The 10,916-nt window shown below is 42.8% G+C and carries 10 protein-coding genes; 8 read left to right on the forward strand and 2 right to left on the reverse strand.

Going from position 1 to position 10,916, the window contains the following annotated elements; translation table 11 throughout:
• The coding region (locus tag ACR2F3_RS09315) for a hypothetical protein (protein ID WP_432709716.1) at nt 1-99 on the reverse strand (99 nt) is incomplete at its 3' end.
• Here ACR2F3_RS09315 and ACR2F3_RS09320 point away from each other — a divergent pair.
• Genes ACR2F3_RS09320 through ACR2F3_RS09340 form a run of 5 tightly spaced genes read left to right on the forward strand, consistent with a single transcriptional unit; the run spans nt 80 to nt 6,729 of the window.
• A complete protein-coding gene (locus ACR2F3_RS09320) occupies nt 80-1,180 on the forward strand; it encodes a ComEC/Rec2 family competence protein (RefSeq protein ID WP_432709707.1) in 1,101 nt (366 codons plus the stop codon). The genes ACR2F3_RS09315 and ACR2F3_RS09320 overlap by 20 nt on opposite strands.
• Before the next feature lie 22 nt (nt 1,181-1,202).
• Entirely contained in the window at nt 1,203-1,982 is a 780-nt protein-coding gene (locus tag ACR2F3_RS09325) for an enoyl-CoA hydratase/isomerase family protein (RefSeq protein WP_432709708.1), read from the forward strand.
• A 17-nt stretch (nt 1,983-1,999) separates the two neighbouring features.
• Nucleotides 2,000-2,677 (forward strand): DUF4412 domain-containing protein, encoded by a 678-nt coding sequence (locus ACR2F3_RS09330; protein ID WP_432709709.1) that lies wholly within the window; start codon nt 2,000-2,002, stop codon nt 2,675-2,677.
• A gap of 6 nt (nt 2,678-2,683) precedes the next feature.
• Nucleotides 2,684-4,558, forward strand: a complete 1,875-nt coding sequence (locus ACR2F3_RS09335) for an LTA synthase family protein (RefSeq protein ID WP_432709710.1) — start codon at nt 2,684-2,686, stop codon at nt 4,556-4,558.
• Entirely contained in the window at nt 4,555-6,729 is a 2,175-nt protein-coding gene (locus tag ACR2F3_RS09340; RefSeq protein ID WP_432709711.1) for a S9 family peptidase, read from the forward strand. The genes ACR2F3_RS09335 and ACR2F3_RS09340 overlap by 4 nt, the downstream gene beginning before the upstream one ends.
• 318 nt (nt 6,730-7,047) lie before the next feature.
• Here the strand turns inward: ACR2F3_RS09340 and ACR2F3_RS09345 are convergent, their stop codons facing one another.
• A complete protein-coding gene (locus ACR2F3_RS09345; RefSeq protein ID WP_432709712.1) occupies nt 7,048-7,764 on the reverse strand; it encodes a pirin family protein in 717 nt (238 codons plus the stop codon).
• Nucleotides 7,765-7,877: 113 nt separating this feature from the next.
• Between ACR2F3_RS09345 and ACR2F3_RS09350 the strand changes: the two genes are divergently transcribed.
• From ACR2F3_RS09350 to ACR2F3_RS09360, 3 genes are all read left to right on the forward strand, one after another.
• Entirely contained in the window at nt 7,878-8,894 is a 1,017-nt protein-coding gene (locus ACR2F3_RS09350; protein ID WP_432709713.1) for a ligase-associated DNA damage response exonuclease, read from the forward strand.
• 23 nt (nt 8,895-8,917) lie between these two features.
• A complete protein-coding gene (locus ACR2F3_RS09355; protein ID WP_432709714.1) occupies nt 8,918-10,516 on the forward strand; it encodes an ATP-dependent DNA ligase in 1,599 nt (532 codons plus the stop codon).
• The coding region (locus tag ACR2F3_RS09360) for a DEAD/DEAH box helicase (RefSeq protein WP_432709715.1) at nt 10,513-10,916 on the forward strand (404 nt) is incomplete at its 3' end. The genes ACR2F3_RS09355 and ACR2F3_RS09360, both read left to right, overlap by 4 nt.

Below are 10,916 nucleotides of genomic sequence, written 5' to 3' on the forward strand. Positions count from 1 at the left end.
GATAGATTTTAGAGTTTTAGGAAAAGATATTTTTTTAAGATTGTTACAGAAGAAGAAACTGGCCATTCCGATATGTTCAATGCCTTCCGGAATACTCATTTTAGGCTACCGTACCGACTTAAGTAAGGAAACCCTAGCGGCTTATGCGCAAACAGGGACCATCCACGCGCTATCAGTTTCAGGCATGCATGTGGGCATCATATACCTGGTGCTTCATAATCTGCTTCAGTTTATGAACCGGTCCAGGACATTAAAAATATGCAGGTGCCTGTTGATCGTTGCTTTGATCTGGTGTTATGCTTTGTTAACCGGGTGCTCCCCTTCGGTGTTGCGATCAGCTTTTATGTTGAGCACCTTTATTATCGGTAAAACGATGAGCAGGCATAGCAACAGTTATAATACCATGGCCTTCTCGGCGCTGGCTTTACTCATCTACCAGCCTCTGCTCCTGTTCGACCTCGGTTTCCAGCTCAGCTTTTTATCTGTATTTGGCTTAATTTACCTTCAACCCCTTCTGTACCGCCTCTTTTATTTTAAAGCACTTTTGGCAGATAAACTATGGAGCTATACCGCATTATCCATTGCCGCACAGCTCACTACATTCCCATTGAGCGTTTATTACTTCCACCAGTTTCCAATACTTTTTTTGTTCAGCAACTTGTTTATTCTGCTGCCGGTTTCCCTTATTATGTATATCGGATTGCTGATGCTGTTGACTAAGCTAGAATTCCTGGCTCCGCTGCTCGAATACCTGCTTAACTTTATGAATGCCGGGCTCACCTGGATTGCCAATTTATCCTTCGCTACCATTTCATCCATCTGGTTATCTTCTTTCGAGTTAATTTTGCTGTTGTTGCTCGTAATTTTTGCCCTCCGGTCCTTCATCATGGCAAAGAAACGTGCCTTATTTATAGCCGCATGGACGTGCTTAGCGCTACAAAGTTCAGTGACTATCAAGTTGCTGCTCGCCAGGCAGCAGCAAAAGACCATTGTATTTAAACTTTACAAACACCAGGCAGTTGCCTTTATTGATGGCCAACACGCATTGCTATACACGGATTTAGAACCACAAAGCGCTGCTTTCCAGTATTCTATTAAACCTTGCTTAGACCTACACCACGTCACTTCCTTACAAATAAAAAATGCCTATTCTGATTTCAAGAAAATAAACCATCTTTGATAAAACAACCTATTCCAAGTATATGACAGAACCTTTGGTTTTATATTCGGTAGCTGACCGGATAGCCACGATCACGCTAAACAGGCCTGACAAACGTAACGCACTTAACCCCGAACTGGTTAAACTCCTCACAGATTACATGCTTGAAGCAGCAGACGATGATGATGTCAAAATCATTATTCTCAAAGCCAATGGTACCAGCTTTAGCGCCGGTGCCGACCTCGCTTACTTACAGGAATTACAAACGTATACCTATGAAGAAAATCTCGCTGACTCAAAGAATTTAAAAAATTTATTTACAACTATTTACTACCTGCCAAAGGTAGTAATTGCACAGGTAGAAGGACATGCCATTGCTGGCGGTTGCGGACTGGCCACAGTCTGCGACTTGATCTTTTCGGTACCCGAAGCGAAGTTTGGTTATACAGAAGTTAAACTTGGTTTTGTTCCTGCCCTGGTATCCTGTTTCCTGTTGCGAAAAACCAGTGAAACCATCGCTAAACAGATTTTGCTTACCGGCGAATTGTTCAGTGCCGAGCGGGCTTTAGCCTATGGTTTAATAAATTTTGTAACAAACAAAGAAGCGATTAATCAAAAAACAAGAGAATTTGCCTTAAATTTGTGCAATCAAGCTTCAACTAATTCACTCATGGTAACCAAACAGCTCATTGGTCAAACAACCAATACGCAGTTAGAAAAAACGCTTGAATTGGCTGTGCAGATCAATGCAAGAGTTAGGGATAGCGACGACTTCAAAAAAGGCATAAGCGCATTCCTGAATAAGGAAAACATTAATTGGTAACCTAAAAAATCGAAATAATGCTTAAATCAATCAAAACCAGCGTACTTGCGCTGTTGTTAATCGGTACAGCGGCTTACGCCCATGCCCAGAAGAAAATCTCACAGGGTACTATTGTGTATGGCGTTTCCTACGAGCTTTCGCCAGAACAGAAGTCGAGCATTGACGTATCGGCCCTGCCAAAAGAAAACAAAATGGAATTTAATGGCAACATCTCTAAACTAGCGATGGAGATGGGACCAACAATGCTAACCATTTATAAAGATGGCGCAGAAAATACTGCCTTATTACTAATTGACATTCCAGTTGCTCAAAAACAGATTGCAACAAAAATGTCTAAAGAAGACATCGAAAAACAAGCCGGTTCTATTAAATATAGTGATTTCAAGGCAACTGGTGTAAAAGAAACCATTTCCGGTTACCAGACGGAAAAATACACCTATAAAGATGATAAAGGTTCTGACTATGAGCTTTGGTTAACTAAAGACATTGAATTAACACCTGGTGCAACCAATACAGAATTTAAGGATTTGAAGGGTACACCAATTAAATTTACATTGAACCAAAATACCATAAAAACCACCATGACGATAAAAAGCATCAAGGATAGTGCGGTAGGTCCATTTTCATTAGCAGTACCTGAAGGGTATGAGGTTATGACCATGGCAGAGTTAGAAGCTTTGAGAGGTGGAGGTTAGTCATAAATGTTAAAAAGTCTTCTTTTTTTTGTTCGTTTTTACTTATTCTGGCTCATCTTTTTTTTCACAGACCGGGCACTTTTCCTAGCCTTTCATCAGGAAAAATTACGTGAGGTACCTTTAAAAACAACATTAGCTACTTTTCATAATGCTATACCCATAGATTTATCTACGGCTGGTTACCTGAGTGTTATTCCATTATGCATTTATCTCTTCTGGTTCTTCAATGGCCGCAAGTCAGTAACGGTAAAAGGAATAAATATTTACAATACTATTTTAATTATTGCCTTCAGTATAATTGCAGCAATTAACTTCAACATCTACCGGGAATGGGGTACAAAACTCAATGCAAAGGCATTGGGTTTTGCCTTTACCGATCCTGTGGAAGCTTTTGCTTCTGGCGCCTCCTCCCCCTTGTTACCCACCATCGTTATCATCACAGTGTTATTGGTGACCGGCTTTATATGGAAAAAACTCCTGCTGGGCAGAAATCTCTATTTTGTGGCCATGCCCATCTGGACAAAGCTTATCATTGCCTTTTTGTTGTTGGGCGGCAACTTTCTGATCATCCGGGGTGGTTTTGGTGTATCTACCATGAACCAAAGTTCCGCTTATTTCTCTGACAATCTGCTCCTTAACCAGGCCGCTGTAAACACAGAATGGAATTTATTTAAAAGTGCACTTACTTCAGGCAACGCCAGTAAAAATAAATACCTTTATTACAGCAAAGCAGAAGCCGAAGAAACGGTAAGCGACCTGTATGCGGTAGAAAAAGACACTACCATCCACATGCTTACCACAAACAGGCCCAATGTTGTGCTGTTTATTATGGAGAGCTTTACTGCTGATTTAACAAAAAGCGTGGGTGATGCCACTGAAGATATTACACCACACTTCGATGATATGACAACCCAGGGTGTTTTATTTAATAGAATTTACTCCACAGGTAACCGTACCGATAAAGGTCTGATTGGCACTTTAGCGGCCTACCCGAGTCTGGGAAATGGCAACATGGTGAAGTTTACCAATAAAATGGAAGCCATTCCGGCGATCTCCCAGGAGTTCTTAAAAAATGGCTATGCCACCTCCTTCTTTTATGGCGGGCAATCAGAATTTGATAATTATAAAGCGTTTATCCTGAGTCATGGTTATCACCAACTGGTAGATAAAGGTAGTTTCAAAGAAAGTGAAATGAATTCTAAATGGGGCGCTTTTGATGGTGTGGTATTTAACCGGCAGCTTGCTGAGTTGAACAAGGTAAAACAGCCATTTTTCTCTACTGTGATGACGCTAACCAACCATGAACCTTTTGAGGTGCCTGGAGCTTATAAATTTGGCAACTTAACCAATGTAGAGGCCTTTAAAAGTACCGCCTATTACACAGATTCCTGTATTAACGATTTCCTGCAGCAGGCAAAAAAACAAAGCTGGTATAAAAATACCTTGTTTGTTTTTATTGCAGATCATGGACACATTTTACCTAAAATGACCAACGAGGTTTATATGCCTGAACGGTACCACGTGCCGATGCTCTTTTACGGTGATGTCATTAAACCAGAATACCGGGGTAAAAAGATGAATAAACTGGGCAGCCAGGTCGACCTTGCTGCCACGCTGATGAGCCAGCTGGACATGAATGCTAAACAGTTTATCTGGAGTAAAAACCTGATGAACCCCTACACCAAACCTTTTGCGTTTTTTAGCTGGGATAACGGACTGGGTATGATCACGGATAAACAAACAGTTAGTTTTGACAATACGGGAAAAAGTATTTTATTAAACACCAATACGGAAGACAAACAACAGACAGAAGAAACCCTTAAACAGGGTAAAGCATACCTGCAAACCGTTTTTCAACATTTTATAGAACTACAGCCATGAGATTAAAAAATCTAGCTTTCATTGTCATTTTTGTAGCCAGCATTGGGGGCCTTTTGCAACCTGTAAAGGCACAATATGGTGGCAACATCAACTGGGCAAAAAATGCAAACGCCTATTACCAGATTAGCGACCAGGGCATAGTTTCAATCACCCTGCCAAAAAACGACCGTAAGGTCGTTATCCCCGCAGCGTTATTAGGCACTAAAGGCTTACATGCCGGCAATATTAAATCTTTCCAGCTTTCGGAGGATGGACAAAAAGCGCTGATCTATACCAATACCAAAAAAGTATGGCGTTACGAAACCCGTGGCGACTACTATGTGGCCGACATCGCTACAAATACAGTTACCCAGATGGGTAAAGACAAACCTGCATCATCGTTAATGTTTGCAAAGTTTAATCCTGCCGGTGATAAAGTAGCTTACGTGTCTAAACACAACATCTATGTGGAAGATGTGGCCTCTAACACCAGCAAAGCCTTAACAACAGATGGTACCGACCGCATTATAAACGGCACGTTCGACTGGGTGTATGAAGAAGAGTTCGGCTGCCGCGATGGATTTAGCTGGAGCCCTGACGGAACAACGATTGCTTACTGGCAACTCGATGCCCGTAAGATCAGGAACTTCCTGATAATCGACAATACGGATTCCATTTATTCCTTCACCATCCCCATAGAATATCCTAAAGTTGGTCAAAACCCTTCTGCATGTAGGATTGGTGTGGTAGATATCAATACTGCTAAAACCACCTGGATGCCCGTTCCTGGCAATGATGTTCAACATTACATTCCACGTATGGAATGGATACCAAACAGTAAAGAAATAATATTACAGCAGATAAACCGCGAACAAAACGTAAGCAAAATTTTCGTGGCAGACGCACAAACTGCAAAAGTAAATGCGATTTACGAAGAAACTGATAAATCATGGGTTGATGCCGGTGAACCCTGGAAATGGCTAAATGGCAACAAAGAATTTATCTGGCAGAGCCAGAAGGATGGCTGGAAACATTATTACCGCATTAGTAAAGATGGTAAAAAGCAAACCTTAATTACTAAAGGCAATTATGATGTGATCGAACTTTCCTTAATTGACGAAAAGAACAATATGTTTTACTTCATGGCCTCCCCTACAAATGCCACCCAACAATACCTGTTTAAGACGAAATTAGATGGGAAAGGGAAACTAGAGCAGGTAACGCCATCCATATTAGCTGGTACGCACAGTTACGACATCTCTCCTGATGGCACCTATGCATTTCATGTTTTCCAATCAGCTAATTCCAGACCCCTTACAGAATGGATGAACCTGACTACTGGCAATCCACTATCGATGGACGGCAGTTTAACCAACCAACTGGGAAAAATACAGCCGCCAAAAAATAAAGTAGAGTTCTTTAAAATCACTACTGAAGATGGCGTGGAAATGGACGGCTGGATGAAAAAACCAGACAATTTTAACCCTGCCAAGAAGTATCCGGTACTTTTCTATGTGTATGGCGAACCGGCTTTCCAAACCGTTACAGATACCTACGGCGCTGGGATGAACCGCTTGTATGAAGGTGATATGGCTAAAGACGGTTACATCTACATTTCTTTAGATAACCGGGGTACCCCTGCACCTAAAGGTCGCGAATGGCGCAAAAGCATTTACAAGCAGATTGGCCGTCTGAATATCAGAGACCAGGCCATGGCGGCGAAAAAGATTCTGGAATGGCCATTCGTTGATAAAAACAGAATTGCGGTTTGGGGTTGGAGTGGCGGCGGTTCTTCTACCCTGAACCTGTTGTTCCAATATCCTGAAATCTATAAAACAGGAATTGCAATTGCTGCAGTGACCAACCAGCTTACCTACGACAATATTTACCAGGAACGTTATATGGGTTCACCTTTAAAAACCGTAGAGGCTTACGAGTTGGGTTCACCAATTCACTACGCGAAAAACTTAACGGGTAACTTGCTATACATCCATGGAACCGGTGATGATAACGTACATTATCAAAATGCTGAAATGCTGGTTAATGAGTTGATTGTACATAAAAAATTATTCCAATTTATGCCTTACCCTAACCGCAGCCACAGCATTAATGAAGGTGCCGGTACCACCGCACACCTTGCCGCTACTTTTACCAAATTTTTAAAAGAGAATTGCCCTCCGGGTGCACAATAAAGCGTTAATAACCACTTTAACAAAAAGCCGCCGTCTGTTTTTATGCAGAAGGCGGCTTTTTTACTTAAAAGAAATTATACCCGGACCCGACAGCAACCAATCCTAAATCCAGATTCAAAACCAATTCATTCCGTAATGAATCCAAGTTATCATTGAAAAACTTGGATTCAACTCGGACTGAACTTGGACTGAACTCGGACCGAGGGATAATTCCTCTCTAAATCCTGGATGCATTATTTTCGTTTTTTGCAGCTAAAATTTAGTCAAATATGAAATTTTAAGCGCTGCAAGCCGACAGTATAATTTCTTTAAGCGAAATTATAAATCCATTGGAACTTCCATGAACAACACTTCCGCGCCAGCAGATGCTTTAACCGGCATGCTGCCCGCTTCCCAGATCCCGTAGCCATCACGGGTTTCAAGTTTTTGTCCGTTTACTTCCAGGTTTCCTTTTAAAACAAATACGTAAACGCCGTTTCCAGCTTTTTTAAATTGGTATTCCAATTCCGTATCTTGATCGAACTTTCCTAAATGGAACCAGGCTTCCTGGTGGATCCAGACCCCTTCATCCTCTGGACTTGGCGACAGGATTTGTACCAGCTGATTGTTTCTGCCGACACTTGGAATCTCAATCTGGTCATAACGTGGTGTTACCCCTTTTTCATTAGGGATTACCCAGATCTGCAGAAATTTCACTTCCTGATCCTTGTGGTTATTGAATTCTTTATGGTAGATACCGGTACCAGCGCTCATCACCTGGATTTCTCCTGGTTTAATCACGGCCTGGTTACCCATACTGTCTTCATGTTGCAACTCACCTTCCAGGGCAATGGAAATAATTTCCATATCGTTATGCGGATGTTTACCAAAACCCATTCCACCCGATACCTGGTCGTCATTTAAAACCCTCAATGCACCAAACTGCATTCTTTCCGGATTGTAATAATTAGCGAAACTAAAAGTGTGGAAACTTTTTAACCAGCCATGATCGGCATGACCTCTGGTACCAGCTTTGTGCAAAATTGTTTGTGCCATAATATATTGATTTAATGATACAAAAATAGGCCTTAGTAAACTGCAGGGCATTGACGTATGGTAATTAATATTTCGTGCCGAACTTTTACGGTCTTGCTGCTGTTTATACGCATATGGCACTCCTGAAATTTACAGATAAGGGCATTTATGTTCCTCAAGGCGATTTCTACATCGACCCCTGGAAACCAGTTAAGCTGGCCGTGATAACCCATGGCCATGCCGACCATGCCTATTGGGGCCATGACGCTTACCTCTGCCATGAGCTTTGCAAACCGATTTTATTACAACGCCTGGGCGATGTGCAAGTCCAAACCCTGGCCTACGCACAGCAGCTTGAGGTCAATGGCGTAAAGGTGAGCCTTTTTCCAGCGGGTCATGTTATTGGATCAGCGCAAATTCGCCTGGAATATAAAGGAGAAGTTGTTGTAGTTTCGGGCGATTATAAAGTAGAATATGATGGCATCAGCACGGCATTTGAACCGGTTAAGTGCCATACCTTTGTAACGGAAAGCACCTTCGGACTACCCATATACAACTGGAAACCCCAGGAAACAATATTCAAATCCATTAAGGACTGGGCGACAGACAACCGGGAACAGGGAAAAACCACTGTTTTAGTTGCCTATAGCCTTGGTAAGGCGCAGCGGCTGATCAAAAACCTGAGCGATCAAGGTGATATTTATGTACACAATGCCATTGCCAACCTCAATGAACGATTTATAGCAGCAGGAGTTGATTTGCCGGAAACCACGAGGATTACACCGGAAATAAAAAAGGAAAGTCTGCAACAAGGTATCCTAATTGTGCCACCGGTAATGACCGATGGCAGGTGGATAAAAACGCTGCAGCATGCAGCCACAGGAATCTGCTCAGGCTGGATGCAGGTGCGTGCAGGCCGCAGGTGGAAAAGCGCCGATGCAGGTTTTGCCTTGAGCGACCATGCCGACTGGCCAGGTCTACTTTCGGCCATTAAAGCAACCGAAGCCGAACAGGTATTTGTTACCCACGGATTTACGGCCACTTTTTCCAGGTATCTGAATGAAATCGGTATACCGGCTGCCGAAGTTAAAACCCAGTATGGTAATGATGAAGAAGAACCCGAAACCGCATCATTAACTTCAGCAGAATAATTTATTAACCTCAAGAGCATCAATTGAAACGTTTCACCAAGTTGATCCAGCAGCTGGAAACCAGCAATAAAACCAACGATAAAATCGCTGCGCTAATGGCTTATTTCAGTACCGCTGATGACAGGGATAAACCCTATGTGATTGCTATGTTTACCGGGAAACGCATTAAACGGCCGGTAAATACGAACCTGTTAAAGCAATGGGCCATTGAACGCAGTGGTGTGCCTGAATGGCTCTTCGCCGAAAGTTACCATAGCGTGGGTGACCTGAGTGAAACCATCGCCCTGATTTTACCACCACCAGAAAAGACAACGGACAAGAAACTGCACGAATGGATCCAGGCGCTACAGGAATTAACTGGAGCACCCGATGATGTTAAAAAGGCGTTTATCCTTGATAGCTGGAACAGCCTTGATATTGAACAGCGTTTTATATTCAACAAACTTATTGCCGGTAACTTCAGGATTGGTGTATCGAATAAAATGCTGGTCAATGCCCTGGCTAAACAAAGTGGTACGGAAAGCAACAGCATCATGCACAGCATAATGGGTAAATGGAAGCCAGATGAAATTACCTATGAGGCATTAATTGAGGGTTTACATGTGAATACCGACAGCTCCTGGCCTTACCCCTTTTGCCTGGCTTATGCGCTGGATGGCGAGCCCGAAAATCTTGGTGCACCAGCAGAATGGCAGGCAGAATGGAAATGGGACGGCATACGTGGTCAGATCGTTAAACGCAACGGCGAACTTTTCATCTGGTCGCGGGGCGAAGAACTGGTGACAGAGCAGTTTCCTGAACTCCATTTTTTAAATGAGGTACTGCCAGACGGTACGGTACTCGATGGCGAAATTTTATCGGTTAAAGACGGCCGCGTACAAGCATTCAGTATTTTACAGCAGCGCCTAAACCGCAAAACCATCAACAAAAAACAGTTGCAGGACGCCCCTATTGGCTTTTACACCTACGACCTGCTGGAATACCAGGGCCAGGATTTACGTGGCGAAACGCTTTATACGCGTAGAAAACAATTGGAAGAAGTATTGTTTCCTTTGCCGGAAAGTATTGTCACTGCCTCACCAATCGTTACCTTTGATAGTTGGGACGAGCTGGCGGAGATCAGGCCAAATGCAAGGGAGAACAACAGCGAAGGATTGATGTTAAAAAAACTGGATTCGCCGTATCATGCCGGCAGGAAACGCGGCGACTGGTGGAAATGGAAAATAAATCCTTATACCGTAGATACGGTAATGATCTATGCGCAAAAAGGAAACGGCAGGCGGGCTAACTTTTTTACCGACTACACCTTTGCCGTCCGAGATGGCGAAAACCTGATTACGGTGGCCAAAGCCTATTCCGGCTTAACCGATAAAGAAATAAAAGAAGTGGATTCTTTTGTAAAAAAGAACGCCATTGAAAAGTTTGGTCCGGTGCGAACCGTAAAACCTGAACTTGTATTTGAGATCGCCTTTGAAGGCATTGCTGAAAGTAAACGTCATAAAGCAGGACTGGCTTTACGTTTTCCAAGGATTGCCCGTTGGCGCAAAGATAAAGTAGCGGCGGAAATTAATACTTTAGACGATCTCAGACAACTGTTAAATGCTACTTTAGAAATCAAATGAGCCTGGAAAAAAGCATAGGATATAAACAAGTAATCAAATGGCTCCGCACAAATAAAAGAAAGCCTTTTACCTTCCAGAAAGAAGCCTGGCAGTATTATGCTGAAGGTTATTGTGGCTTGGTGAATGCGCCTACAGGATTTGGGAAGACCTATTCTATTTTTCTTGCCGCTGTGATTGATGAATTAAATCAGCGCGCGGAAAACATAAAACTGAAGGTTAAACCAGATAAACGTAAGAAATCAGGCTTAAAGTTATTATGGATTACCCCTCTGCGTTCCCTGGCAAAAGACCTTGCCCGCGCCATGCGCGAGGTATGCCTGGAACTGGAACTTGATTGGCAAATTGGGATCCGCAATGGCGACACCTCGACTAACGATAAACTAAAACAGAAAAAGCTCAT

This window comes from Pedobacter sp. (assembly GCF_045627485.1).
Taxonomy (GTDB): Bacteria; Bacteroidota; Bacteroidia; order Sphingobacteriales; family Sphingobacteriaceae; genus Pedobacter.